The following is a 25,788-nucleotide window of genomic DNA, read 5'->3' as shown; positions in this document are numbered from 1 at the left end:
AGTCTTAATAATGTTTAAAACTATTGCAAACTTACAAATTGGAGAATCAGCTTTTATTGAAAAACTTTGTTTAGACAAAATTCCTTTAAAATTGCTGGAAATGGGTTGTTTGCCAGGAATGGAAGTACAATTAATCCAAAAAGCACCAATGCTTGACCCATTATATATTAAAGTTAATGGAAGTCATTTAGCAATAAGGAAAGAAACTGCAGAAAAAATAACTATAGTTAAGTAATTTTAAAGTAATGACTAATGACAATGTCGTAAAAGTTGCTTTAATAGGAAACCCCAATACAGGAAAAACTTCATTATTCAATCAACTTACAGGTTTAAAACAAAAGGTTGGAAACTACCCAGGTATTACTGTAGAAAAAAAACAAGGATTTTGTAAATTAAATGAATCTGTTAAGGCGGAAATTACCGATTTACCAGGAACATATAGCATTAATCCAACATCACTAGATGAAACTTTGGTTTTAGATACCTTGTTAAATGAAGAAGGTGATGCATTTCCGGATGTAATTGTTGTGGTTGTAGATATTGAAAACATTAAAAGAAACTTACTCCTTTTTACACAATTAAAAGATTTAAAAATACCTACAATTTTGGTAATCAATATGATTGACCAAATGAATAGAAAAGGTATTCATATAAATGTACAAAAATTAGAGAAACAACTTAATACTAAAATAGTTCTTGCTAGTGCCCGAAAAAAAATTGGGATTGGAGATTTAAAAGAAGCTATTTTAGATTATAAAAATATTGATATAACACCAGTTGGAGATATTTCAATTAAAATAGATAAAGAATATTTTTCTAAGTTAAAGGAAGCGTTTCCAGAGTTTCCTTTATATAAGTCTTGGTTGCTTATTACCCAAAAAAAGGAATTTGATTTTATAACTGAAGATGAGAAAAAATTAGTTTTAAAATTTAGAGAAAATTTAGAATGCATTAAGCGTTATCAACATAAAGAAACAATTTTTAGATATCAAATAATTAATGATGTTTTAAAAGATACTTTTAATGTAGATAAATCTAAGGCAACAGATTTAAGAGGTGTTTTAGATAGAGTGCTTACCCATAAGATTTTTGGATATGTGATTTTTGCACTCATTTTGTTGTTTATTTTTCAAGGTATTTTTAATTGGGCAACGTACCCAATGGATTTAATTGATACTGCTTTTGCAAATTTGAGTTCTTGGACAAAATCAGTAATGCCTCCAGGAACTTTTACAAATTTAATTGCTGAAGGAGTTATTCCTGGTATTGGAGGTGTAATAATTTTTATTCCGCAAATAGCTATTTTATTTACATTTATTTCCATTCTTGAAGAAACAGGTTATATGAGCCGTGTAGTTTTTTTAATGGATAAAATAATGCGAAAATTTGGAATGAGTGGTAAAAGTGTTATACCGTTAATTTCGGGTACTGCCTGTGCAATTCCAGCAATTATGGCTTCAAGAAATATTGGAAGTTGGAAAGAGCGTTTAATAACAATTTTAGTAGTTCCATTTACAACTTGTTCCGCGCGTTTACCTGTATATGCAATTTTAATTGCATTAATTATTCCTGATAAAAGAATTTTTGGATTTTTAAATTTGCAAGGTTTAACAATGATGGCCATGTATTTGTTAGGCTTTACAGCAGCTATTTCATCTTCAATTTTATTGCATAATGTTTTAAAAATTAAGAGTAAAAGTTTATTTGTAATTGAAATGCCAAATTATAAATTACCTTCAATTAAAAATATTTTATACGAAGTTGTTGAAAAAACAAAAGCCTTTATTTTTGGAGCAGGTAAAATTATTTTAGCGCTTTCAATTGTACTTTGGTTTTTAGCATCAAACGGATCTTCATCATTTAAAAATGCCGAAGAAATTGTTACTAATAAGGTTGAAAATTCAGAGCTTCATCCTCAAGAGCTTCAAAAGAAAATTGCTTCATATAAATTAGAGAACTCTTATATTGGTTATATGGGGAAAACAATTGAACCTGTTATTAAACCAATGGGTTATGATTGGAAAATTGGTATTGCTTTAATTAGTTCTTTTGCTGCTCGTGAAGTTTTTGTTGGTGCCTTAGCAACAATTTATAATGTTGATAGCGATGGTGAAAATACAGGTACTATAAAAGAGCGAATGGCAGCTGAGATAAATCCGGATACGGGTGAAAAACGGTTTAATTTTCCAACGGGAATGTCTTTATTAATATTCTATGCCTTTGCAATGCAATGTGTTGGTACCTTGGCAATTGTTAAGCGAGAAACTAATAGTTGGAAATGGCCAATGCTTCAGTTATTTGGAATGGGGATTTTAGCTTATGTTTCGGCTGTAATAGTTTTTAATATTTTTAGTTAATGCAAGATATTTTAGTATACATAGCGCTGGGATTAGCAATTGGTTTTTTAGTTAAAAAGTATTTCTTTAAATCTACAAAAGATGATAATTGTGGTCCGGGTTGTGGGAGTTGCAAAAATTAATCAATAAAAAAGCTGATACTAAAATAATTTAATATCAGCTTGAGTATAAGATTAATAGTTTTATCTTAAATCAGTTTTCAATTTTTATAAAATGTAGTATTATACCATTATTCTCCATACTTGGGCTACAATAAAACAAACTATAAACCCTAATATTATTGGTAATATGCTAGCAACGGTAGTCCACTTAATACTTTTTGTTTCTTTATAAATAGTATAAATAGTTGTGCTGCATGGATTGTGCAGTAAACTAAACAACATTAAATTAATGGCTGTAAGTAAGGTCCAACCTCCAGCTTTTAAGATGTCTCCAGTTGCTGAAACAGATTCCAATTCAAACATTACACCATCTCCACTTCCTACTCCGGTAATTGAAGCTGTCATTACGGTTAGCATAAGAATAGTAGGTATAACAATTTCATTTGCAGGAATGGCAACAATATATGCTAATAAGATTACACCATTTAATCCTAAAAGAAGTCCAAAACCATCTAAATGTACAATTAACCAGTTGGCAATGTTAGAATCTCCAATAGCAATATTTGAAATTAACCAAATAACCGCACCTGCTGGAGCTGCAAAAACACAAGCTCTCCATAAAACAATTAATGTACGATCTATTAAAGATGTGTAAATAGTTTTCCAAAATCTTGGCGGTCTATATGGAGGTAATTCTAAAGTAAAAGAAGATACTTCTCCTTTTAACATTGTTTTTGATAAAAATAAAGAAACCATAAACGTGAAAAAGATACCCAATAAGGCAATACTTATAACTGCAAGTGTTGAAACTGCACCTGCAAAATTTTCAGGAACTAATGCTCCAATAAATATAGATGCAATTAAAATTTGTGTTGGCCAACGACCATTACATAAAGAAAAATTATTTGTTATAATTGCAATTAAACGTTCTCTTGGGCTATCAATTATTCTTGTGGCAATTACCCCTGCTGCATTACAACCAAAACCCATACTCATAGTTAAGGCTTGTTTTCCATGTGCTCCAGATTTTTTTAATAAATGATCTAAATTAAAAGCTACACGAGGTAAATATCCAAAATCTTCAAGCAAAGTAAAAAGCGGAAAAAATATGGCCATTGGGGGTAGCATTACGGCAATTACCCATGCCAGAGCTAGATATACACCATCAAACAAAAAACCACTTAACCACCATGAAAATCCTAAGGATTCTCCTATACTTTTTAACCAAGGATAAACGGTTCCTATTAATAAATCAGCTAATAAGCCTGAAGGGTAATTTGCTCCAATTATGGTAAGCCATAAAACAACAGAAAGAATAAGTATCATTATCGGAAATCCCCATATTTTGCTAGTTACAATTTTGTCTAAGCTTCGATCAAATCTAAAGCGTTTTTCATCGCCCTTTTTTTGTACCGAATTTTGAGCAATTGTTGCCGCATCAGAATAAATCCCTTCAGTTAATTTATCATGAAACCCTTCACCAATCTGCCATCTTAAGTCATTACTAGTATTTAATATTTTGTTTGTCTTCATTGTCTTTTCTAATCAAAAAAATTAATTATTCAGTAATAAATTCACCTGTTTTTACAGCTTCAATAATCCGTTCATCTCCATCTAATAAACGTAGTGCTATCCATCTACTGTTTGGTACATTTGGATACTCTGTTTCTATTTCTAAACGCAATTTTTCAATTGCGTTGTTTATGTTTTTTGGAATATTTTTTATACGATGAGGTTTGCATTTAATTTCTCCAGTTGCAACTTGATGTACAGTTTGTAATAACTCCGGTATTCCTTCTTTAGATCTTGCACTTGTTGGTACAACAGGGATTCCAAGATCTCGGGCTAAAGTTCTGTCATCAATATCAATTTGCAAGCGTTTTGCTTCATCCATTAAATTTAAACACAATACAGCTTTATCAGTTATTTCTAATATCTGCAAAACTAAATTTAGGTTACGTTCTAATCTGCTAGCATCAACTACAATAATAGTTACATCTGGTTTTCCAAAGAGTATAAAGTTCCTAGCAACTTCTTCATCTTGTGAGGTAGAAAGTAGCGAATATGTTCCTGGAAGATCAACTAATTTGTATTTTTTATCATTGTAGCTATACCCACCTTCTGCACGAGTTACTGTTTTTCCTGGCCAATTTCCAGTATGTTGTTTTAACCCCGTTAATGCATTAAAAACAGTACTTTTTCCAGTGTTTGGATTTCCTGCAAGTGCAACTACATAGTTGTTGTTATCTATGTTTATTCCAAGTTTTTTTAAGTTTGAAGCTTTATTTAAGTCACAGCCTTCACAAGCACTAGATGTTACTTTTTGCATGATTTTTTATTTTTTCAATTAGTATGAATTTGGCTTGTTCGTTTCGTATTGCAATTGAAGTGTCTCTAACTAAATATGCTCTAGGATTTCTCATTGGGCTTATTAAATCAACTTCAATTTTTGTGTTAATAACAAAACCTAGGTCAAGCAGTCTTCTTCTTGTTTCTCCTCTACATTCGCGTGATATTCCTATTATTTTAGCTTGTTCATTTTCTTTTAAATTTGAAAGTCTAAAAATAGCTTCTTCTGAAATGTCTTCCTTTTGTAGTTCAGAAATAGTAAGGTTGTTTGCAACAATTGGCGCCAAAATAAATTCTTCACCTTCAGAATGAAAAATGATTCTTTTTTTGTTGTTTTCAATTATATGAACATGCGAACCAATGTGTAAATCTTCAGCTAAAATTTGTTTGTAAATAATTTCAGGTTCATCCTCAATATGTATAATTCGTCCAATAGTTCCTTCAGAAAATGCAGGAAGCGGTTTACCATTTATTGGTTCAATTTCACCTGTTTCTGTAGGGATTGGATCACCATGTGGGTCAAATCTTGGATTTCCTAAATCAATAGCTAATTCTTTTGCTTGATTGGAATCTATTTGATGTTCCATTTTTTCAGCTATTTCGTGCCAATCTTTTTTGTCGAAACCAGTTTTTTCTGAAAGGTATTTCTCCCACAATCTATGAACTCTTATTATTCTAAGCGCATAGTCCATTCCTAATTCGTTTAATCTTATATCACCGTTTTCAAAACTTATTAGTTCTTTGTTTTTCATTTCGGCAATAGTTTCCAATACTTTTTTAGGATTGCTATTTAAAGAGTTTATTATGTCGTTGCTGTTTAGGTTGTTACCATTATCTTCAGCATGATATAATTTTTTAAGAATGTCTTCAATTAGCGTTTTAGTATCGTCTTCAAGACTTCTTTTTACTCTCCAATAAATTCCATTTTTCGGATAAAATATTAGGAAAAGGAGAAACACTACAATTCCAAATATAACTAAAGATGTTACTGGGTTTGTCATGATATTATTTTATAGTTACAAATACGTTGGTACATATTTTTTTTGATAATGTTAAATTATTTCCATTACTTAATTTAACGGTCATTGAATCGTCAAAATCTAATTTATCCAACACCGTTAATTCCGAATCTATATTTAATGAATGCTTGTCTAAAAAATTTAATAATGCTTTTGAATTATCTTTTACACTCGCAATTTTATATAAAGTATTATGTATTGCGCTATTTAATAAAATAGAATTTTTGATTCTTATGTTGCCTTGTGAATCTGGTATTGGGTCTCCATGAGGATCTTTTGTTGGGAAGTTTAAAAAAGTGTCTAATCTTGTAATTAATTCATCAGATTCTATATGCTCTAATTGTTCCGCAATTTCATGTACTTCATCCCAATTAAAATTTAGTTTGTCAACTAAAAAGACCTCCCATAATCGGTGTTTTCTAACAACTTTTATTGCTCGTTTTTTTCCTTCAGATGTGGTTGTGACACCTTTATATTTTTCGTAATCAACTAATTTTTTATCAGAAAGTTTTTTAATCATATCCGTAACGGAAGATGCCTTTGTTTTTAAATTTTCAGCAATCTTGTTAGTACTCACACTTTTACCTGTATGTATCTCAATACTGTAGATTGCTTTAATATAATTTTCTTCTGTTTGTGATAACTTTAATTTCATTGAGTGCAAATATACAATTTTTAACGGTATAAAATTAAATTTAGATAAGTCTAAAAAAATATATAGATTTATAAAAAAATAATAAATTGAGAAAATATTTTAAGTGGTGATACATGATAATAGCAGGGTAATTATTTATCTTGTAAAAACCATGATAGTAATTATATCTACGGTCCGTTAATGCCAAGAACATTTTTTGTTGGAATAAAACTGAAATTTTTATAGTAAATCCTTATTTTTGATATTTAATTTTTGAATATATGAATATAGTAGTTTACGGTACAGGTGGAGTTGGTGGATATTTTGGAGCGCGTTTGGCTCAAGCAGGAAATAATGTAACTTTTATAGCTAGAGGAAAGCATTTAGAGGCAATTCAAAAAAATGGACTGCAACTTAAAAGTGTAAATGGAGATTATTTAGTTAAGCCTGCAAATGCAACTGCAAATATTACTGAAGTTGAAAATATAGATTTAATATTAATATGTGTTAAAACTTGGCAAGTTGAAGAAGTTGCTAAAATTATAAAGCCTGTTTTAAATGAAAACACTATGGTTATTTCATTATTAAATGGCTGTAATAATCACGAAGTTTTAGCTTCAGTTATTGATAAAAAACACATTTTAGGTGGTTTATGTAAAATAGTGAGTTTTGTTGAAGAATATGGTGTTATTAATCATGTTGCTTTTGAACCCGCAATTGTTTTTGGAGAGTTAAATAAAGAAAAAACAAAAAGAGCATTGTTGTTAGAACAGACATTTAATTCTGCTGATATTTCCATAAAATTAGCAGATGATATTTATCCTGAAATATGGACAAAATACTTGTTTATAACAACTTTTAGTGCTTTGGGCGCTTTAACAAGAGCTACACTTGGAGAAATGTTAGCTTCGCCATATATTAAAAATATGATGCTCCAAACAGCTGAAGAAATATTTGCAATTGCAAAAGCAAAAGGAGTTTATTTAAAGGAGGATATTGTTATAAAACAATTTAAAACTTTAGAGTCCTTACCTTTTGAGACAACGGCTTCGTTACAACGTGATATTATGGATGGAAAACCTTCAGAATTAGAAGCTCAGAACGGAACAGTTGTTAGGTTAGGTGAAGAGTTTGGCATTCCAACTCCAATTAATTATTTAATTTATTATGCTTTACTTCCGCAAGAAAATAAGGCAAGAGGTATTAAGTAGTTTTTAATTCTTTGCTTTTCAAGCTTATTAAATAAACGCCAGCAATTACTAAAACTGAGCTTAAAATTTTAACAAAACTAATATCTTGTGCGTACTCTTTGTTTCCAAAAACCAATGCGTAAATAGTAACCATTGCAAAACTTATAACAGGTTGCAGGTAAATATAACTTCCATTAACCGAAGGAGGAACTTTTGAAAGTGCATAAATATTAAATAAATAAGTTAAGAATGTAGTTCCAAATAATACAAAAGCAATTACCAAATAGGTGTTTAATGTAAACGCACTAAAATTGGTTGATATTACGTCGCTAATTCCTACAGGGATCATAAAAACAAAGCCGATTAAAAACACCCAACTAATAACAGTTATTGGATGGTATTTTTTCATTAATGGTTTTGCGTACACTAAATAAAATGCATAAAAAATAGCATTTGAAAATATTAAACCATTCCCTAAAAGAGTGCTGGTTCCTTGGTTTTTGTTTCCATATAAAATAAGTAGTAATGCTCCGGTTCCGCCAATAAATATTCCTAAAATTTTAGTTCTAGTTATCTTTTCTTTCAATAAAAAGTAGCTGAAAATTAAGACTAAAACGGGGACAGATGTGTAAATAATTGAAGCATCAATAGGTGAAGTTCTGCTTAGTCCGTGAAAATATAATAATTGGTTAATCGCAATTCCTAAAACACCACAAACAACCAACCTAAAATAGTCTTCCTTGTCAATTTTTTCTTTAATGAAGTTTTTAATGATCCAAAATAAAATACTTGCACCTAAAATTCGAATAAAAATAAAAGCAGTTGCACCAAGTTTTTCGGGCATTATATCTTTTGCTATTATATGGTTCATTCCATAAATAACATTGGCGCTTAATAAAGCTAAATGTGCTTTGTAGGTGTTTTTATTCAAAAAAGTTAATTTAACCGCGAAAGTAATCAATAATGTAGAAAAGTAAATATTCTTTCAGATAAAGACATCAATAAAAAATAAATGAAATTTTTTGTATGAAATTATATATTAGTAAGACAAATAGTAAAATTATTGTATAAACTAAAACTATTAAAATGAAGAAAAATGTATTGTTTATTGCTCTTATAGCAATTGTATTCTTATTTACAAATGAGATGTCTGCTCAGAAATTTGCCAAATTAGATAAAAGTCCTATGGATGCTGCTGCATACCCAACGAGTTATAAAAATTCAGATAAATTAGTGAAAGTTATTTATAGCAGACCTCAATTAAAAGGAAGAACTGTTGAAGAGTTAGCGCCAGCTGACAAAGTATGGAGAACAGGAGCAAATGAAGCTGTTGAAATTACATTTTATAAAGATGTTACTTTTGGAGGTAAAGCTGTAAAAGCTGGATCATATACATTATTTACAATTCCATCGGCTAATGAGTGGACAGTAATCTTAAGTACAGCTAAAAATGTTTGGGGTTCATATTTTTATAATGAAAGTGAAGATGTGGTAAGAGTAAAAGGAGCAGTTTCAAAATCTGAAGAATCTATTGAAGCTTTTTCAATTGCATTTGATGGAAAAGAGAACAACGTTAATATGTATTTAGGTTTTGGAAATACACTTGTAACAGTTCCTATTAAAAAATAAATTATTTTTTTTGTAGAATTGGAGGCTCATAAATTTAAATTATGGGCCTTTTTTATAACTAATATTTTAAATATTTTATAATTGTCTCAATCTCTTCAGTAGCAAAATCGTATCCAATTTGGTAAGCTTTTCTAATCGATTTTGTATCTATTGCTCCAATAGTATCTATTTTTGGAGGGGAAAAAACATAGTTACAATATTTAAATTTTTTAATATCTGTTACGTCCATTCCAATGTGATATGCTCTATAAACCAAATCGGTTGAAGAGTTAATTTCTGATCTGTTAATTTCGGTTACAGGGTTTACAAAACTGCCAATTATTTTGTTGCAATATTTTTTAATTGGATCTAAAGGGAAATTATCTAAAATACCTCCATCACAATAAAGTTGTCCATTAATATCTACAGGAGAGAAAAGAGGTGGTAATGCGGAAGAGGCGATAATAGCTTTAATTAGCGGTCCTTGATTAAAGTATGCTACTTGAGCTTTTAAAATATTGGTTGCAGCAATTGAAAGTGGATATTTTAATGATTCAAATGAATTTTCAGAAAAATAATGACTAAAATGTTTTGCATATTTTTCACTATCTAAAAATCCAGGTTTATTTCTAGCAAAATAAGACACTTTAATTAAAGGTGTTTTTTCAAAAAAAGAAATCATTTCTAGTGGACTATGGTTTGCTGCGTACAAAGCACCAATCATAGCACCTGCACTTGTTCCTGAAATTATGTTTGGCACAATGTTGTTTTTTAATAAAACTTCAATTAATCCTATATGAGCTATTGCTTTTACTCCACCTCCTGAAAGTACCAATCCAATATTTTCCTTTTTCACTTTTTACAATTTGATAGGTTAAAAATACAAATAATATAGTTTTGTTTTATCCTTTTAAATAAGACTTTATTCTTTTGTAGATTAACCGTAACTTTGCGCTTTCAAAAATTTGAAAGCGACCATGGAATATAATTTTAGAGAGATAGAAGCTAAATGGCAACAGTATTGGGCAGAAAACCAAACATTTAAAGCCGAAAATAAATCAGATAAACCAAAGTTTTTTGTATTAGATATGTTTCCGTATCCATCAGGAGCAGGACTACATGTTGGGCATCCTCTTGGTTATATAGCTTCAGATATTTATGCACGCTACAAACGTCATAAAGGTTTTAATGTAATGCATCCACAAGGATATGATTCTTTTGGATTACCTGCAGAGCAATATGCTATTCAAACAGGGCAACACCCAGCAGTAACAACTGCGGCCAATGTAAAAACATACAGAAAACAATTAGATAAAATTGGTTTTTCGTTTGATTGGTCTCGTGAAGTAAGAACTTCAGATCCTAATTATTATAAATGGACACAATGGATTTTTATTCAATTGTTCAATTCTTGGTACAATAAAACAAGCGATAAAGCAGAAGATGTTTCTACATTAGTTTCAATTTTTGAAGCTGAAGGAAATGAAACTGTAAAAGCTGCCTGTGATGATGAAATTGAAGTGTTTTCTGCAGAAGATTGGAAAAACTATTCAGAAGAAGAAAAACAAAATATATTATTAAAATACCGTTTAACATTTTTGTCTGAAACTGAAGTTAACTGGTGTCCTGGTTTAGGAACAGTGTTGGCAAACGATGAAATTGTAAATGGAGTTTCAGAACGTGGAGGTCATGCTGTAGTTCGTAAAAAAATGATGCAATGGAGTATGAGAATTACTGCATACGCACAACGTTTATTAGACGGATTGGGTAAAATTGACTGGCCACAACCTTTAAAAGATTCTCAAACTTACTGGATTGGTCGTTCAGAAGGAGCAATGGTTTCTTTTAATGTTGATGGTTTTGATGCTAAAATTGATGTGTTTACTACACGTCCTGATACGGTTTACGGAGTAAGTTTTATGACGTTGGCACCAGAACACGAGCTAGTTTCTAAAATTACAACTGCTGAACAAAAAGAAGCTGTTGAAACATACGTAAAAGCAACTTCAAAACGAAGTGAATTAGAACGTATGGCTGATGTAAAAACCATTTCTGGTGTGTTTACAGGTGCTTATGCTTTACATCCTTTTACAGGTGAAAAAGTTCAAATTTGGATTGGAGATTATGTATTGGCAAGCTATGGAACGGGAGCTGTAATGGCTGTACCTTGTGGTGATGAGCGCGATTATGCTTTTGCTAATCATTTTGGATTAGATATTCCAAATATTTTTGAAGGAATTGATATTTCTGAAGAAGCATGTTCAGTAAAAGAAGGTGTGAAAATTGCAAATTCAGATTTTTTAAATGGCTTAACTTACAAGAAAGCAATGAAAACCATTATCTACGAAATTGAAAAACGTGGAATTGGTTATGGAAAAATAAACTACCGTTTGCGTGATGCTGTATTTAGTCGTCAACGTTATTGGGGGGAACCTTTTCCAGTATATTATAAAAATGGATTGCCACAAATGATTGACAAAGAATATTTGCCAATTGTTTTGCCAGAAGTTGAAAAGTATTTACCTACTGAAGATGGAAAACCACCTTTAGGAAATGCAACTGTTTGGGCTTGGGACGTTGTTAAAAATGAAGTAGTTTCAAATGATGAAATTAACAATGAAACTATTTTTCCTTTAGAATTAAATACCATGCCAGGTTGGGCAGGAAGTTCTCAGTATTTTAACAGGTATATGGATCCTCAAAATAATGAGGATATATTTTCTGAAGAAGCTGTAAATTATTGGCAAGATGTAGATTTATATATTGGTGGAAGTGAGCATGCAACAGGACATTTATTATATTCTAGATTTTGGCAAAAATTTATGTTCGATAAAGGAATTGTACCTGTTGATGAATATGCAAAAAAGTTAATTAACCAAGGAATGATTACCGGAACTTCGGCTTTTGTTTATAGAATAGAAGGTGAAAATAAATTTGTTTCAAAAGGATTAATTGGAGATTTAAAAGTTCAACCAATTCATGCAGATGTCTCATTTGTAAACGGTTCTGATGAGTTGGATATAGATGCCTTCAAAAATTGGAGAGCAGAATATAACGATGCTGAATTTATTACTGAGGAAGATGGGACTTTTAAAGTTGGTAGAGAGGTTGAAAAAATGTCGAAATCTAAATACAATGTTGTAAATCCAGATCAAATTTGTGAAGAATACGGAGCAGATAGTTTACGTTTGTTCGAAATGTTTTTAGGGCCTTTAGAGCAATCTAAACCTTGGAAAACTTCAGGTATTTCGGGTGTTTACAGTTTCTTAAAAAAGCTTTGGAAATTATACATTGTAAACGGAGAGTTTTCTGTTACTGATGAAGCACCAACAAAAGATGAGTTAAAAACGCTTCATAAAACAATAAAAAAGGTTGAAGATGATATTGCTAATTTCTCTTTCAATACTTCGGTTTCAACATTTATGATTGCTGTAAATGAATTAACAGCGTTAAAATGTAATAAACGTACAATTTTAGAGCCTTTAGCTGTAATTATTGAGCCGTATGCACCGCATATTGCTGAAGAGTTATGGAATAAGTTAGGGAACACTACTTCAGTGTCTTGTGCAGATTTTCCAATATTTGAACCAGAACATTTGGTTGAAAGTGAAAAAGAATATCCAGTTTCATTTAATGGTAAAATGCGTTTTAAAATTCTATTACCGTTAGACTTAAGTAAGCAAGAAATTGAAGATATTGTAATGGCTCACGAAAAAACAGCAGCTCAATTACAGGGAAGAACACCTAAAAAAGTAATTATTGTACCGGGTAAAATTATTAATATTGTAGGTTAAATGGTAATATTATATTGGTTATTATTAATATCGTAGTATTAATGTTAATTTTATCTTAAAAGAGTTCTTTTTGACAATGATTTTGTTAAAAAGAACTTTTTTTTTCATTTATATTGCGGAAAAATTAAAAATCTCAAAAAATGATTGTAGGTCTTCCAAAGGAAATAAAAAATAACGAAAGTAGAGTGGCAATTACTCCGGGAGGAGTGTTTGAATTAACTAAAAATAACCATACAGTTTATGTTCAAAAAGGAGCAGGATTTGATAGTGGTTTTGGTGATGCTGATTATATAAATGCAGGTGCTAACATACTTCCTTCAATTGAAGAGGTATATGCAATTGCAGATATGATTGTAAAGGTGAAAGAACCAATTGAAGAAGAGTATAGTTTGGCAAGAGAAGGTCAAATTATTTTCACATATTTTCATTTTGCTTCAAACCAAACTTTAACAGATGCAATGGTAGCAAGCAAAGCCGTTTGTATTGCTTATGAAACTGTTGATGATAATAAAGGTACTTTGCCATTATTAACACCTATGTCTGAAGTAGCTGGTAGAATGGCCGTTCAACAAGGTGCTAAATATTTAGAAAAACCAATTAAAGGTAAAGGTGTTTTACTAGGTGGTGTACCAGGTGTTAGGCCCGGAAAAGTATTAATTTTAGGAGGTGGAGTTGTAGGTGTGCAAGCAGCAAAAATGGCAGCTGGATTAGGTGCAATTGTTAATATTTTAGATATTAACATGGATAGATTACGTTACATTAATGATGTAATGCCAAACAATGTAATTACAGAGTTTTCAAGCGAATATAATATTAGAAGACATATTAAGGATGCCGATTTAATTATTGGAGGTGTGTTAATTCCGGGGGCAAAAGCACCAAAATTAATTACACGTGATATGTTAAAAGATATGCAACCAGGAACTGTAATAGTTGATGTAGCTGTTGATCAAGGAGGATGTATTGAAACTACAAAACCAACAACACACGAAGATCCTATTTATATAATTGATGATGTAGTACATTACTGTGTGGCTAATATGCCAGGCGCTGTACCATATACATCAACAATTGCATTAACAAATGTTACGTTACCGTATGTATTGCAATTAGCAAATAAAGGTTGGGTAGATGCTTGTGATTCTAATCCACATTTAAATAAAGGATTAAACATTGTTAAAGGAGAAATAGTTTGCGAAGATATATTGAAATAAGTTATTTGTTTTAAAAACTAAATTAGAATAAAAAAGCTTTCATAGAAATATGAAAGCTTTTTTATTTTGGTTAGTTTAGCTAAATCCTATTTAATATATAATGATAGATTCAAATGAAATTATTGGGTTAATAGCTGCTGCATTAACAACATCAGCGTATGTTCCTCAGGCGTATAAAACTTGGAAAACCAAATCTGCAGGAAATATATCGCTTACCATGTATTTGGTTATGTTGTCTGGTGTAATTTTGTGGTTAATTTATGGGATTCATTTAAATAGTTTAGCAATGATTTTAGCTAACATTGTAACTATAATTTTAACAGTGCTTATAATCATTTTTAAATTGAAATATAAATAACAATTTGGAATGATTGTTGAGTAATTGAAAAATAATTAAATGGTTATATTTACTTCAAAAATAATAAAAACCGCTAAAAATTAGAAATGAATATTAAACAAATTTCATTAAGAAATAGAATATTTTTAGCAATGATATTGCTAATTTTATTAGCGTCTGTTTTAATAGCTACAGTTACAATTTTTCAATATAAGGAGCAAACTGATGAATACAATCAGGAGAGATTGGAGCGTAAAGAGGAGTCCGTTAAAGCAGCTATTAATTATTGGATAAACAGTGGTAATGGTAATACTTTTCCGGTTGAAGAAAAGAACTTAAAGTATATTTTTAGAGAAAAAATTTACGAAATTTCAGATATTGAAAAGCTAGAGATAAATGTATATGATTTATCAGGAAATATTGCTAAAACATCACATTCTGGTTTTGTTAAAAGGGATGCTCAAACTAAATTAAGCGATTCAATTCTTAAAGGTGTATTGAATAATGCTCAACACCGTTTTGTAAATACAAGGGTGGTAAATGGACAAAGTTTACAATCATCTTATTCATATATTACAGATAATAAATTTAAACCAATAGGAGTTTTAAATCTACAATATGTGCAAGATAATACAGCTCAAGACAGAGATTTAGAAGAGTTTTTGGTTAGAATGACTTATGTTTATCTACTAATGTTTCTAATAGCCATTGCGCTAGCGTATTTTATTTCAAGTTATATTACTAGAAATATAAAAGCAATTACGGATAAAATGAATAGCACTAGGTTGAATGCTTCTAATGAGAAAATATTTTTGGAGAATGCTAGTACAGAAATTTTCACTTTGGTGAGTGCATACAATAAAATGGTTGATGAACTTGAAATTAGTGCTGTTAAGTTGGCTAAAGGAGAGCGCGAACAAGCTTGGAGAGAAATGGCAAAGCAGGTTGCTCATGAAATTAAAAATCCATTAACTCCAATGAGGTTAACAGTACAAAGTTTTGAGCGAAAATTTGATGCAAATGACCCAGAGATTTATGATAAAATTAAAGAATTTAGTAAAACTTTAATTCAGCAAATAGATACAATGAGTTCAATAGCTTCGGCGTTTTCAAACTTCGCTAAAATGCCAACTCAAAAAAGAGAAGAGTTAAATGTAGTGGAAGTAGTGAAATTAGCGTTGGATATTTTTGCTGAAGATTATATTTCATTTTTCCCAAAACAAAGTGTAATTATTGCTGAGTTAGATAAAAATCAATTAATTAGAGTTGTTACAAACTTGGTAAAGAATGCTTCACAAGCTTTAACTGAAGTTGAATCTAAAAAAATTGAGGTTTCTGTAGAATCCATTGGAGAAGAGGTGATTATTATTGTTGCAGATAACGGTAAAGGAATTTCAGAAGAAGATAAAGATAAAATATTTGAACCAAAATTCACTACTAAATCTAGTGGTATGGGGCTTGGTTTGCCTATGGTTAAAAATATAGTTGAAGCTTATAATGGAAATATCTCATTTACCACTCAATACAATATAGGAACAGTTTTTAAGATAGTATTACCTAAAAAATAAAATTATGAATTTAGAGAATGTTTTAGTTGAACAAAAAGATAATTTAGCTACTATTACAATTAATAGACCAACTAAATTAAATGCACTTAATAAAGCAACAATTGAAGAGTTACACCTAGTTTTTAAAACTTTAAATGAAGATAATTCTGTTAAGGTTATAATTGTAACCGGGAGTGGAGAAAAGGCTTTTGTAGCTGGTGCAGATATTTCAGAATTTGCAGATTTTAATGTAGAAGAAGGTACCGAATTATCAAGAAAGGGACATGAGAATTTATTTGATTTTGTTCAAAATTTAGGAACTCCTGTTATTGCAGCTGTAAATGGATTTGCCTTAGGTGGAGGGTTAGAATTAGCTATGGCGGCACATTTTAGGGTAGCAAGTTTTAATGCTAAAATGGGATTGCCAGAAGTTAGTTTAGGTGTTATTCCTGGTTATGGTGGTACTCAGCGTTTACCGCAGTTAGTTGGTAAAGGAAAGGCAATGGAAATGATTATGACTGCAGCTATGATTTCTGCTGAAGAAGCTAAAGATTGGGGATTGGTTAATTATGTTGTTGAGCAAAAAGAATTAATTCCTCTGTGTGAAAAATTAGCAAATAAAATAATTAATAATTCATCAGTTGCAATTGAAGCTGCAATAAAGGCTGTAAATGCAAATTATACAAATTGTGTTAATGGTTTTTCTGTAGAAATAGAACAATTTGGTGTTAGTTTTGGAACAGAAGATTTTAAAGAAGGGACTTCGGCATTTTTAGAAAAACGCAAACCAAATTTTGAATAATATTTATAAAAAATATTGATAGAATGAATTCAAAACCTTTATTAGATTATATAAAAAGGTATGTTAATTTAACTAAAGAGGAAGAATCGTTACTGATTTCAAAAGTATCTTATAGGAAGTATTTAAAAAACCAATATATAGTTCAGCAGGGAGATATTTGTAAAATTACGGGATTCATACTTTCTGGTTGTACAAAAACATTCTATTTGGATGAAAGTGGACAAGAACATATTGTTTTATTTGCTATAGAAGAATGGTGGACATCAGATATGGGAAGTTATATATCTCAATCTCCAGCCGATTTTAATGTACAATGTATTGAAAACACTGAGCTTATTCAGTTTTCATATGATACAAATGAAGAATTACTTCTTAAAATTCCGAAGTTGGAACGTTTTTTTCGGAAAATTGTTGAACGGGCGCTTGTTTCCTCTCAGAAACGAATTATCAGAAATTTTAGCCTTACAGCTAAAGAACAATATATTCAATTTAAAGAATTGTATCCAACTATAGAGAAGCGAGTGCCTCAATATATGGTTGCATCCTACCTTGGAATTACAAAAGAATTTCTGAGTAAAATTAAAAGTCAATTAATTTTAGAGCAATAAATGTTAAACTAGATTAACATCATTTCATAATCTACCTTATTTTTCTGTCAAACAATGTTTTGCAACTTTGTGTCATAATTTAAAAATAAGAAAACATGAAAAATTCAATTAAAAATTTAGCAGTTATAACTGTAGTAGCATTTATTACATTTTCTTTTACCGGAATTATTAAAGAGAAAAAGGAAATTAAAGTAGAAAATAGTAAGATAGTTTGGAAAGGGTATAAGGTTGCCGGATCTCACGAAGGAACAATTGCTTTAAAAGATGGTTCATTAATCTTTAGCGAAGACAAATTGGTTGGAGGGGAGTTTACTATTAATATGAACTCTATAACTAATACAGACCTAGAAGGTGAATATAAAGGAAAATTAGAAGGGCATTTAAAGTCTGATGATTTTTTTGGGGTTGAAAAAAATCCTACAGCAACATTAGTATTCAAAAATGTTAAATTATTAGGGAAAAATTCATATAAAATAATAGGAGATTTAACTATTAAAGGTATTACAAATAAAGTTAATTTCAATTTTTCTATTTATGGAAATAAGGCAAATGCAAGCCTTAAAATTGATAGATCTAAATTTAATGTTAAATATGGATCAACAAGTTTTTTTGATAATTTAAAAGATAAAGCAATTTATGATGAATTCGATTTAATTGTTGATTTAGAATTTTAATTAAAAAAATGTGAGGGGCTTATTTTAAACCATCCCATTCATTATAAAACTGCTGAAGAAATGTTTCCATATATTGGTGACGTTCTTCAGCAATTTTTTTGCCTGTTTGTGTGTTCATTTTATCCTTTAGTAACAATAATTTTTCATAAAAATGATTAATTGTTGGAGCTTCTGATTTTTTGTACTCATCTTTAGTCATATTTAAATTTGGTGAGATTTCAGGGTTGTATAAAGGTCTATTTTTAAATCCTCCATAATTAAAACAGCGCGCTATTCCAATTGCACCAATGGCATCTAATCTGTCTGCATCTTGTAAAACTTCCAATTCTGGAGAAGAAAATTCCTGATTAAAATTTCCACCTTTAAAAGAAATGTTTCTAATGATATTTTCAATGTTAATTATAATTTCTTCTGAAACGCCTTCATTCAATAAAAAATCTCTAGCTACTTTTGGTCCAACGGTTTCATCACCTTCATGAAATTTTGAGTCGGCTATATCGTGCAATAATGCACCTAATTCAACAATAAAAACATCTACATTTTCAGATTTTGAAATCAATTTTGCATTGTTCCAAACTCGTAAAATATGAAACCAATCATGGCCACCTTCTGCGTTTTGTAATGTATGTTGTACAAAAGTTTTTGTGTTAGAAATTATTGTTGTTTTGTTCATAGGTTAAAAATAAAAAATCCACCTATAACTAAGTGGATTTCTTTCTAATTTTTTATTAATATTATTTTATGCTGTTTGTGTTAATTTTTTATTTTTCATAATAACATTTAAAATTACAAAAGCAATTATTAGTATTCCGGGTAAGATAGACATTGTTCTTAAGGCTTCATGTGGGCTAGAATTATCCATTAAATTACCCATAATTGGTAGTACAATAGATACTGAAAACATACCTGCTCCACCCATAATAGATAATCCTAAGGCACCAGTTTCGGGTAAATATTCTGCTACAAAACCAAGCATTGTAGGCCAGAAAAAGGTAACTCCTATTGCAAATACTGCGGCGGCGGCAAATGTCATTTCTCCAGTCGTAATAGTTAATAACCACAATCCTGCAAAAGTGAAAATGGCTGAGAATAATAACATACCAGCTGGTTTTAATTTATGAACAACGGGGCCAGCAAACATTCTTCCTAAAGCCATTATTCCGTTAATAAATGCTAAAACTAATAAAGGTACATCAACAGATGTTTTTAAAAGAGACTCTATTCGTTGTGTAGTTCCTAGTTCTGAGGCTGCTGTTAAAAGCATACAAAAAACCATAAATAAAAATAACGGATTTGTAATACTAGAGAACATTTTTTTATTACTTATTCCCATTTGAACGCGTTCTGTAACTGGAATTTTTTGTCCATAAAAAAGGAATCCATATGCAATTAATGGAATAAATAAAGTAGCAACCATTAGTTGCCAACTTAAGCCCATAACATCCATTACTACCCAACCTAATATTGATCCTATTACAATTCCACCAGGAAACCAAACATGAAAACGGTTTAACATTTTGGTTTTTTGATCGCTATACATTGATGCTATCATTGGGTTTAAGGCTGCTTCTACCATTCCATTTCCTATTCCTACAAAAAGAGTTGCGATAAATAAAGAAGACATTGAGTCTGCCATTAAAGTCCAAACAATTCCAATTGCATGTGTAATAAAAGCTATCCAAGTAATTTTTTTAATTCCTAAAAAATCAACCAAAGGACCACCAAAAATCATAGCTAAAGTAAATCCGAAAAATGCAGGAGTAAAAGCATATCCAATTTGTTCAAGCGTTAATCCAATACCTTCAGGACCAAAAACAGTTTCAAGTCTTGCTCTAATAGCAAAGGTCATAGCTGTGGTTATTAGAGCAAGACAGCTTGCTAAAAAAAGTCTATTTTTATTAATGTTCTTCATAATATATTTGGTTAATTTATTTTATGATAATTGGTTTCCTACTTTTATTAATAAGTCTCTGGTTAATTCAATTCCTTTTTCTTCAGATACATTGTTTCCCTCAAACTCAATACCAACAAATCCGTTATAATTAGATTCTTTAACCATTTTCATTACTTTGTAATAATCAATAAGAGTTTCGTTTCCATTGGAGTCGAAATTATAAGATTTAGCACTAACGGCTTTAGCAAAAGGTAGTAACTCTTTAATTCCTTTATAACGATCATAATCTTCAATACATTCTTTGTTTTTATTTTTTTCTATACAGAAATTTCCAAAATCAGGAAGAGTACCACAATTTTCATTTTTAATTTTATTAAAAACCTCTGTCATCCAAGTTCCTTTTGAAGAAAAACCACCGTGATTTTCTACCAAAACATTAATGTTTGAGCCTTTAGCAAATTCAGAAAGCTTAGTTAGTGAATCTATGCTTGCTTTGGCAGCATCTTTTTTATCAATCCCACCAGCCAAATTAACACGAATTGCATGACATCCTAAAAAATGTGCAGCTTCAATCCATTTATAATGGTTTTCAATAGAATCTAATCTGTTTTTGGTATTTGAATCAGCCAATGATCCTTCTCCATCAATCATAATTAGAACATTTTTTTGTCCTTCAGAATTGGCTCTGGAATTCATTTCTTTTAAGTAAGAAAAATCTTTCGCTTTATCTTTAAAAAAACCATTTACATATTCTAATCCTTCACATCCAAAATTTCTGGATTTAGAAGCAAAATCTAAATTATCCAATTCCTTTTTGCTCAATGCCCTATGTAAAGACCATTGAGCTAATGAAATTTTAAAGAATAATTGTTTTTTAGATTCTGAATAAGAGCTTGTTTTGTTTGAAGCTTTACAACCATAAAGTCCTAAAATAGCTAAGGCTGCACTTGCTTGACCTGTTTTTGATAGAAAATTTCTGCGATTCATATATAAATTTGAAGTTCTATTATTAAAGGTTTATATACTTATATGTAGGTTTAAAATGTTAATTGAGTACGCAAATTAGTTAATTTAAATTAGTTAGGGAATTAGATTCTAATTTTTTATATTTAAAAAATCAATTTATATATAATTTATTTACTCAATGCAGAATAAAAAAATACAAGAGCACCCATTGAAATATGATGCCATAGTAATTGGAACTGGAATCTCAGGAGGATGGGCAGCAAAAGAGCTTTGTGAAAATGGATTAAAAACCTTAGTTCTTGAAAGAGGAAGAGATGTTGAGCATATTGTAGATTATCCAAATATGAATAAAGATCCTTGGGGTTTTAAGTATAGAGGAGCAAAAGACCCTAAAGATATAGAACAACAACCTAAACAAAACAGATCTTATATAGCTGGCCCAGATAGTAAGCACTGGTTTGTAAATGATTTAAAACATCCTTACAGTGAAACTAAACGTTTTGATTGGATTAGAGGTTATCATGTTGGTGGTAGATCTATAATGTGGGGAAGGCAATCATATAGATTAAGTGATTTAGATTTTGAGGCGAATAAAAAAGATGGTCATGGAGTTGATTGGCCAATTAGATACAAAGATATTGCTCCTTGGTATGATAAAGTGGAAGAGTTTATTGGAGTATCTGGTGAAAATTTAGGTCTACCTCAATTACCCGACGGAAAGTTTGGTCCGCCAATGGAATTAAACTGTGTTGAAAAAGAATTACAGAAAAAGATTTCTGAAAATTATTCAGATCGGCAATTAACTATTGGGAGATGTGCTCATAAAACAGGTGATGCTGTGCATGAAGGAAGAGTAAATTGTCAATATAGAAATAGATGTGTTAGAGGATGTCCTTTTGGAGGGTATTTTAGTAGTAATTCATCTACGTTGCCAGCAGCTGAAAAAACAGGGAATATGCATTTACGTCCTAATTCAATTGCATATGAAATTGTTTATGATGAAAAATTAGGGAAAGCTTCTGGAGTTAAAATAATTGACGCTTTAACTAAAGAAAAAATATTTTTTAAAGCAGCTATCATTTTTAGCTGTGCTTCTACCATTGCTTCGGCAAGTATTTTAATGCAGTCTAAATCAAAAAGATTTCCAAATGGATTAGGTAATGATAGTGGAGAGTTAGGGCATAATATTATGGATCATACCAGTCATGCTGGAGCTCGAGCGACAGTTGAAGGCTTTGATGATATTTATTATAAAGGCAGAAGACCAAACGGAATTTATATTCCAAGATTTAGAAATATAGATGAAAAATCAGAACAAAAGGAATTTATACGTGGTTATGGTTATCAAGGAGGTGCTAGAAGATCAGATTGGAAAAGGATAATTCCTGAAATGAGTTTTGGTCTAAAATTAAAAGAAGAATTGTTAAAGCCAGGGCCTTGGTCAATAGTTTTAGGTGCTTTTGGTGAATGCTTACCTTATCATGAAAATAAAATCACATTAGATTATGATAAATTGGACGAATGGGGTTTACCAACAGTAGATTTTGATGTTGAGTATAAAGAAAATGAGTTGAAAATGAAGGAAGATATGATGCTTCAAGGAATTGAAATTTTAAAATCTGCTGGCTTTAAAAATGTAAAAGGGTTTAATAATAAATCATACCCGGGAATTGGAATTCACGAAATGGGATCGGTAAGAATGGGGCACGATCCTAAGACTTCTATTTTAAATAAATACAATCAGGTTCATACAGTTCCAAATGTTTATGTAACCGATGGATCATTTATGACGTCTTCGGCTTGTCAAAATCCATCACTAACTTATATGGCATTTTCGGCAAGAGCGGCAAATCATGCAGCTAAAGAATTCAATAAAAACCAATAAGAAAAAGTACTATGAATAGAAGATTAGCACTAAAAAATTTAACATTGGGATTAGGGTATGCTATTGCTGCACCTACAATTTTTAATATGTTATCATCTTGTACTGCAGATTTAGAAACTTGGAAACCACTTTATTTTACAGAAGAACAAAAATATATGGTTACTAATTTGGTAGCAATAATTTTACCTATGTCTGAAATTCCTGGAGGTTTAGATGTTAATGTTCCTCAGTTTATTGATTTAATGTACAATGATGTTGAAAAGGAATCGAATAAAAAATTTTTTCAAAAGGGGGCAAAAGAATTTCAATCTATGTTTGAAGAAAAGTTTGATAAAAATATTTTAAATGGAACTAATATAGAATTTCAGGAATTATTTGAAACCTATTTTAAACTTTCAGAAAAAGAAACCAAACAGGTTTTAAGAAGACAAAGAATAAAAGAAAAAGCTGTTAGTAGTGAAAATAAGCCGCTTTATTATATGTATAAGTTTTTATTTGCTATAAGATATTATGCTGTATTTGGGTATGTTACGTCAGAAAAAATTGGAGAAGAAGTTTTAAGTTATGATCCTGTTCCTGGAGTTTATAAAGGTTGTGTTCCGTTGGAAGAGATTGGAAATGCTTGGTCATTAAAATAATATAGAATAAAGATGAAATATAATACAATAGGAGTAATTGCTTTATGCTTGATAGTTAGTTGTTTTCAAATAAATAGTCAGAATAAAAATGATTCTGAGAATGAAAAGTGGATTCAACTTTTTAATGGAAAAAATCTTGATGGCTGGAATGTTAAAATTACTGGACATAAATTAAATGATAATTATAAAAATACGTTTCGTGTTAATGACGGAGTGCTTCAAGTAAATTATGATCAGTATGATGGTGTTTTTAATAATTCATTTGGCCACATTTTTTACAAGAACGAATATTCTAACTATAAAATGAGGTTAGAGTATAGATTTACAGGAGAGCAATTAAAAGATATGGCTTCTTGGGCAGCTAGAAATAGCGGAGTTATGATTCATTGCCAAGCCCCAGAAACTATGAACATAAATCAAAAATTTCCCGTTTCAATTGAAGTTCAATTATTAGGAGGTTTAGGAGAAGGAGAAAGGCCTACAGCAAACGTATGTACCCCGGGAACTCACATTTATTTAAAAGATGATTTAGAAAAAAAACATTGTATAAGTTCAAGTTCAAAAACATTTCATGGAGATCAATGGGTGCAATTAGAGATTTTAGTAAAAAATGATGAAATTATTTCGCATAAAATAAACGGTGAAACAGTAATGACTTATTTTAAACCGCAAATAGGTGGTAAGGTAGATTTTGATATTGAAGCATGGAAAAAGAAAGAAGGACAACCATTAAAAAAGGGCTATATATCACTTCAAAGTGAAAGTCATCCAGTAGAATTTAAAAACATAGAATTATTAGAAATTAAATAAATAAACCAAATGAGCCAAGTTCCAAAGAAATTGTCAAGACGTAATTTTGTAAAAGAATCAACATTGCTAACTGGAGGCGTATTATTAGCCCCCTCTATTCTTTCATCTGCACCATTATTTAAAAGTGAAAAAAAATTAAAACTAGCAATTGTTGGTTGTGGAGGTAGAGGTTCAGGAGCAGGAAGTCAGGCGTTGCAGGCAGATGAAAATGTGGAATTGGTGGCTATGGCTGATTTATTTAAAGATAGGTTAGATAAAGCTTATAAAAATTTATCAGATGCATTTGATTCTAATAAAATAAATGTATCTGAAGCAAATAAATTTGTAGGTTTTGGATCTTATAAAAAGGCAATTGATGAAGCAGATGTTGTTATTCTTGCTACACCTCCAGGATTTAGACCTCAGCATTTTGAGTATGCAATTCAACAAGGTAAGCATGTGTTTATGGAAAAACCTGTTGCAACTGATGTCGCCGGAATAAAAAAGGTATTGGCAGCTGCAAAATTAGCAAAGGAAAATAATTTAAGTGTTGTTGTTGGTTTACAAAGACGTTATCAACAAAATTATCTAGAGGCTTTTAAGAGAATTCAAAAAGGAGATATTGGAAAAATTATTTCAGGTCAGGTGTATTGGAATGGAGGCGGAGTTTGGGTAAGACCTAGACAGGAGAATTGGACCGAAATGGAATATCAAATGAGAAACTGGTATTATTTTAATTGGATTTGTGGAGATCATATTTTAGAACAACATGTTCATAATATTGATGTAGCAAATTGGTTTATTGGAGAATATCCTACCCAAGCACAAGGAATGGGAGGGCGAGAAGTTAGAAAAGGCATAGATCATGGGCAAATTTTTGATCATCATTTTGTTGAATTTGAATATCCAGGTGGAGCTGTAATTTCAAGTCAATGTAGGCATCAAAGAGATTGTATGAAACGAGTTTCTGAAACTTTTCAAGGTACAGAAGGAACTTCAAACACAAGTGGTAGAAATATAGCTTTATTAAAATCCTACTCAGGGAAAGACTTGTATACCCATGATGGAAAAGGAAATAAAAATCCATATCAAGAGGAGCATGACCAATTATTTAATGCGATTAGAAAAGATAAACCAATAAATAATGCTGAATATGGTGCTAAAAGTACAATGGCAGCAATAATAGGTAGAATGGCAACCTACACCGGAGAATTAGTAACTTGGGATGCAGCTATGAATTCATCTCATTTATTAGTTCCAGATGAAAATACTTTAACCTGGGAAACGATACCGCCAGTTGTCCCAGATTTAGAAGGGGCATATCCAATTCCAGTACCAGGTGTTACAAAGTTAATTTAGTTGAATTTTAAAAATCATAAATA

23 protein-coding genes and 1 pseudogene are annotated in these 25,788 nt (G+C 30.6%); 16 read left to right on the top strand and 8 right to left on the bottom strand.

Annotation, left to right across the window (positions count from 1 at the left end; translation table 11 throughout):
- Window positions 1-10 precede the first annotated feature (10 nt).
- Genes DAD81_RS03240 through DAD81_RS03230 form a run of 3 tightly spaced genes read left to right on the top strand, consistent with a single transcriptional unit; the run spans window position 11 to window position 2,479 of the window.
- Window positions 11-235, top strand: coding sequence for a FeoA family protein (locus DAD81_RS03240; RefSeq protein ID WP_111706806.1), 225 nt, complete (start codon window positions 11-13; stop codon window positions 233-235).
- A 10-nt stretch (window positions 236-245) separates the two neighbouring features.
- Window positions 246-2,357, top strand: a complete 2,112-nt coding sequence (gene feoB / locus DAD81_RS03235) for a ferrous iron transport protein B (protein ID WP_111706805.1) — start codon at window positions 246-248, stop codon at window positions 2,355-2,357.
- Window positions 2,357-2,479: a FeoB-associated Cys-rich membrane protein gene (locus tag DAD81_RS03230; protein WP_111706804.1), complete on the top strand. Its 123-nt coding sequence runs from the start codon at window positions 2,357-2,359 to the stop codon at window positions 2,477-2,479. Before feoB (DAD81_RS03235) ends, DAD81_RS03230 begins: the two co-directional genes overlap by 1 nt.
- Before the next feature lie 99 nt (window positions 2,480-2,578).
- On the opposite strand, the pseudogene feoB (DAD81_RS03225) reads toward DAD81_RS03230, so the two are convergent.
- The 3 genes and pseudogenes from feoB (DAD81_RS03225) to DAD81_RS03215 form a co-directional block, all read right to left on the bottom strand.
- Window positions 2,579-4,787 (bottom strand): annotated as a pseudogene (gene feoB, locus DAD81_RS03225) (ferrous iron transport protein B).
- On the bottom strand, window positions 4,768-5,808 hold the full coding sequence (locus tag DAD81_RS03220; RefSeq protein WP_111706803.1) for a metal-dependent transcriptional regulator: 1,041 nt from the start codon (window positions 5,806-5,808) through the stop codon (window positions 4,768-4,770). Before DAD81_RS03220 ends, feoB (DAD81_RS03225) begins: the two are co-directional and overlap by 20 nt.
- Window positions 5,809-5,812: 4 nt before the next feature.
- A complete protein-coding gene (locus tag DAD81_RS03215) occupies window positions 5,813-6,481 on the bottom strand; it encodes a metal-dependent transcriptional regulator (RefSeq protein ID WP_111706802.1) in 669 nt (222 codons plus the stop codon).
- 260 nt (window positions 6,482-6,741) lie between these two features.
- Here DAD81_RS03215 and DAD81_RS03210 point away from each other — a divergent pair, with 260 nt between their 5' ends.
- Window positions 6,742-7,671, top strand: coding sequence for a ketopantoate reductase family protein (locus DAD81_RS03210; RefSeq protein ID WP_111706801.1), 930 nt, complete (start codon window positions 6,742-6,744; stop codon window positions 7,669-7,671).
- Here DAD81_RS03210 and DAD81_RS03205 read toward each other — a convergent pair.
- Window positions 7,664-8,581, bottom strand: coding sequence for a DMT family transporter (locus tag DAD81_RS03205; protein ID WP_157961065.1), 918 nt, complete (start codon window positions 8,579-8,581; stop codon window positions 7,664-7,666). The two genes, DAD81_RS03210 and DAD81_RS03205, sit on opposite strands and share 8 nt — an antisense overlap.
- A 155-nt stretch (window positions 8,582-8,736) precedes the next feature.
- Here DAD81_RS03205 and DAD81_RS03200 point away from each other — a divergent pair, with 155 nt between their 5' ends.
- The gene (locus DAD81_RS03200) at window positions 8,737-9,279 is read left to right on the top strand and encodes a DUF2911 domain-containing protein (protein ID WP_111706799.1); all 543 of its coding nucleotides are present in this window, start codon (window positions 8,737-8,739) and stop codon (window positions 9,277-9,279) included.
- Between the two features lie 58 nt (window positions 9,280-9,337).
- Here the strand turns inward: DAD81_RS03200 and DAD81_RS03195 are convergent, their stop codons facing one another.
- Window positions 9,338-10,114: a patatin-like phospholipase family protein gene (locus tag DAD81_RS03195; RefSeq protein ID WP_111706798.1), complete on the bottom strand. Its 777-nt coding sequence runs from the start codon at window positions 10,112-10,114 to the stop codon at window positions 9,338-9,340.
- A gap of 121 nt (window positions 10,115-10,235) precedes the next feature.
- On the opposite strand from DAD81_RS03195, the gene leuS reads away from it, so the two are divergent.
- The 7 genes from leuS (at window position 10,236) to DAD81_RS03160 (ending at window position 18,234) form a co-directional block, all read left to right on the top strand.
- A complete protein-coding gene (leuS, locus tag DAD81_RS03190) occupies window positions 10,236-13,052 on the top strand; it encodes a leucine--tRNA ligase (protein WP_111706797.1) in 2,817 nt (938 codons plus the stop codon).
- Between the two features lie 140 nt (window positions 13,053-13,192).
- Window positions 13,193-14,266 (top strand): alanine dehydrogenase, encoded by a 1,074-nt coding sequence (gene ald / locus DAD81_RS03185; protein WP_111706796.1) that lies wholly within the window; start codon window positions 13,193-13,195, stop codon window positions 14,264-14,266.
- Window positions 14,267-14,366: 100 nt separating this feature from the next.
- Window positions 14,367-14,624, top strand: coding sequence for a SemiSWEET family sugar transporter (locus tag DAD81_RS03180; RefSeq protein WP_111706795.1), 258 nt, complete (start codon window positions 14,367-14,369; stop codon window positions 14,622-14,624).
- Window positions 14,625-14,710: 86 nt separating this feature from the next.
- On the top strand, window positions 14,711-16,171 hold the full coding sequence (locus DAD81_RS03175; RefSeq protein WP_111706794.1) for a sensor histidine kinase: 1,461 nt from the start codon (window positions 14,711-14,713) through the stop codon (window positions 16,169-16,171).
- A 4-nt stretch (window positions 16,172-16,175) separates the two neighbouring features.
- Entirely contained in the window at window positions 16,176-16,952 is a 777-nt protein-coding gene (locus DAD81_RS03170) for an enoyl-CoA hydratase/isomerase family protein (RefSeq protein WP_111706793.1), read from the top strand.
- A gap of 23 nt (window positions 16,953-16,975) precedes the next feature.
- Complete coding sequence (locus DAD81_RS03165; RefSeq protein WP_111706792.1) at window positions 16,976-17,560, top strand: Crp/Fnr family transcriptional regulator; 585 nt, start codon at window positions 16,976-16,978, stop codon at window positions 17,558-17,560.
- A 95-nt stretch (window positions 17,561-17,655) separates the two neighbouring features.
- The gene (locus tag DAD81_RS03160) at window positions 17,656-18,234 is read left to right on the top strand and encodes a YceI family protein (protein WP_111706791.1); all 579 of its coding nucleotides are present in this window, start codon (window positions 17,656-17,658) and stop codon (window positions 18,232-18,234) included.
- Window positions 18,235-18,253: 19 nt separating this feature from the next.
- Here the strand turns inward: DAD81_RS03160 and DAD81_RS03155 are convergent, their stop codons facing one another.
- From DAD81_RS03155 to DAD81_RS03145, 3 genes are all read right to left on the bottom strand, one after another.
- The gene (locus DAD81_RS03155; RefSeq protein WP_111706790.1) at window positions 18,254-18,907 is read right to left on the bottom strand and encodes an HD domain-containing protein; all 654 of its coding nucleotides are present in this window, start codon (window positions 18,905-18,907) and stop codon (window positions 18,254-18,256) included.
- A 66-nt stretch (window positions 18,908-18,973) separates the two neighbouring features.
- The gene (locus DAD81_RS03150) at window positions 18,974-20,146 is read right to left on the bottom strand and encodes an MFS transporter (RefSeq protein ID WP_111706789.1); all 1,173 of its coding nucleotides are present in this window, start codon (window positions 20,144-20,146) and stop codon (window positions 18,974-18,976) included.
- A gap of 21 nt (window positions 20,147-20,167) precedes the next feature.
- Window positions 20,168-21,115 carry a sugar phosphate isomerase/epimerase family protein gene (locus DAD81_RS03145; protein WP_111706788.1) on the bottom strand — a complete coding sequence of 316 codons (948 nt, stop codon included), beginning with the start codon at window positions 21,113-21,115 and terminating at the stop codon, window positions 20,168-20,170.
- A 157-nt stretch (window positions 21,116-21,272) separates the two neighbouring features.
- Between DAD81_RS03145 and DAD81_RS03140 the strand changes: the two genes are divergently transcribed.
- Genes DAD81_RS03140 through DAD81_RS03125 form a run of 4 tightly spaced genes read left to right on the top strand, consistent with a single transcriptional unit; the run spans window position 21,273 to window position 25,765 of the window.
- On the top strand, window positions 21,273-22,979 hold the full coding sequence (locus tag DAD81_RS03140) for a GMC oxidoreductase (RefSeq protein ID WP_111706787.1): 1,707 nt from the start codon (window positions 21,273-21,275) through the stop codon (window positions 22,977-22,979).
- 11 nt (window positions 22,980-22,990) lie between these two features.
- A complete protein-coding gene (locus tag DAD81_RS03135) occupies window positions 22,991-23,617 on the top strand; it encodes a gluconate 2-dehydrogenase subunit 3 family protein (protein ID WP_111706786.1) in 627 nt (208 codons plus the stop codon).
- Window positions 23,618-23,629: 12 nt separating this feature from the next.
- Window positions 23,630-24,427 (top strand): 3-keto-disaccharide hydrolase, encoded by a 798-nt coding sequence (locus DAD81_RS03130; protein WP_111706785.1) that lies wholly within the window; start codon window positions 23,630-23,632, stop codon window positions 24,425-24,427.
- Window positions 24,428-24,436: 9 nt separating this feature from the next.
- Window positions 24,437-25,765 (top strand): Gfo/Idh/MocA family protein, encoded by a 1,329-nt coding sequence (locus DAD81_RS03125; RefSeq protein WP_111706784.1) that lies wholly within the window; start codon window positions 24,437-24,439, stop codon window positions 25,763-25,765.
- Window positions 25,766-25,788 lie beyond the last annotated feature (23 nt).

The sequence above is a fragment of the Lutibacter citreus genome, assembly GCF_003260195.1.
GTDB classification, from domain to species: Bacteria; Bacteroidota; Bacteroidia; order Flavobacteriales; family Flavobacteriaceae; genus Lutibacter; species Lutibacter citreus.
Note: the sequence above shows the minus strand (reverse complement) of the source record. Positions and strands in the feature narration are given on the sequence as shown.

What these genes read in the sequence shown, in the direction of transcription:
- DAD81_RS03240 (WP_111706806.1), top strand. Translation starts at nt 11, where the DNA reads ATGTTTAAAACTATTGCAAACTTACAAATTGGAGAATCAGCTTTTATT.
- feoB (WP_111706805.1), top strand. Translation starts at nt 246, where the DNA reads ATGACTAATGACAATGTCGTAAAAGTTGCTTTAATAGGAAACCCCAAT.
- DAD81_RS03230 (WP_111706804.1), top strand. Translation starts at nt 2,357, where the DNA reads ATGCAAGATATTTTAGTATACATAGCGCTGGGATTAGCAATTGGTTTT.
- DAD81_RS03220 (WP_111706803.1), bottom strand. Translation starts at nt 5,808, where the DNA reads ATGACAAACCCAGTAACATCTTTAGTTATATTTGGAATTGTAGTGTTT.
- DAD81_RS03215 (WP_111706802.1), bottom strand. Translation starts at nt 6,481, where the DNA reads ATGAAATTAAAGTTATCACAAACAGAAGAAAATTATATTAAAGCAATC.
- DAD81_RS03210 (WP_111706801.1), top strand. Translation starts at nt 6,742, where the DNA reads ATGAATATAGTAGTTTACGGTACAGGTGGAGTTGGTGGATATTTTGGA.
- DAD81_RS03200 (WP_111706799.1), top strand. Translation starts at nt 8,737, where the DNA reads ATGAAGAAAAATGTATTGTTTATTGCTCTTATAGCAATTGTATTCTTA.
- leuS (WP_111706797.1), top strand. Translation starts at nt 10,236, where the DNA reads ATGGAATATAATTTTAGAGAGATAGAAGCTAAATGGCAACAGTATTGG.
- ald (WP_111706796.1), top strand. Translation starts at nt 13,193, where the DNA reads ATGATTGTAGGTCTTCCAAAGGAAATAAAAAATAACGAAAGTAGAGTG.
- DAD81_RS03180 (WP_111706795.1), top strand. Translation starts at nt 14,367, where the DNA reads ATGATAGATTCAAATGAAATTATTGGGTTAATAGCTGCTGCATTAACA.
- DAD81_RS03175 (WP_111706794.1), top strand. Translation starts at nt 14,711, where the DNA reads ATGAATATTAAACAAATTTCATTAAGAAATAGAATATTTTTAGCAATG.
- DAD81_RS03170 (WP_111706793.1), top strand. Translation starts at nt 16,176, where the DNA reads ATGAATTTAGAGAATGTTTTAGTTGAACAAAAAGATAATTTAGCTACT.
- DAD81_RS03165 (WP_111706792.1), top strand. Translation starts at nt 16,976, where the DNA reads ATGAATTCAAAACCTTTATTAGATTATATAAAAAGGTATGTTAATTTA.
- DAD81_RS03160 (WP_111706791.1), top strand. Translation starts at nt 17,656, where the DNA reads ATGAAAAATTCAATTAAAAATTTAGCAGTTATAACTGTAGTAGCATTT.
- DAD81_RS03155 (WP_111706790.1), bottom strand. Translation starts at nt 18,907, where the DNA reads ATGAACAAAACAACAATAATTTCTAACACAAAAACTTTTGTACAACAT.
- DAD81_RS03150 (WP_111706789.1), bottom strand. Translation starts at nt 20,146, where the DNA reads ATGAAGAACATTAATAAAAATAGACTTTTTTTAGCAAGCTGTCTTGCT.
- DAD81_RS03145 (WP_111706788.1), bottom strand. Translation starts at nt 21,115, where the DNA reads ATGAATCGCAGAAATTTTCTATCAAAAACAGGTCAAGCAAGTGCAGCC.
- DAD81_RS03140 (WP_111706787.1), top strand. Translation starts at nt 21,273, where the DNA reads ATGCAGAATAAAAAAATACAAGAGCACCCATTGAAATATGATGCCATA.
- DAD81_RS03135 (WP_111706786.1), top strand. Translation starts at nt 22,991, where the DNA reads ATGAATAGAAGATTAGCACTAAAAAATTTAACATTGGGATTAGGGTAT.
- DAD81_RS03130 (WP_111706785.1), top strand. Translation starts at nt 23,630, where the DNA reads ATGAAATATAATACAATAGGAGTAATTGCTTTATGCTTGATAGTTAGT.
- DAD81_RS03125 (WP_111706784.1), top strand. Translation starts at nt 24,437, where the DNA reads ATGAGCCAAGTTCCAAAGAAATTGTCAAGACGTAATTTTGTAAAAGAA.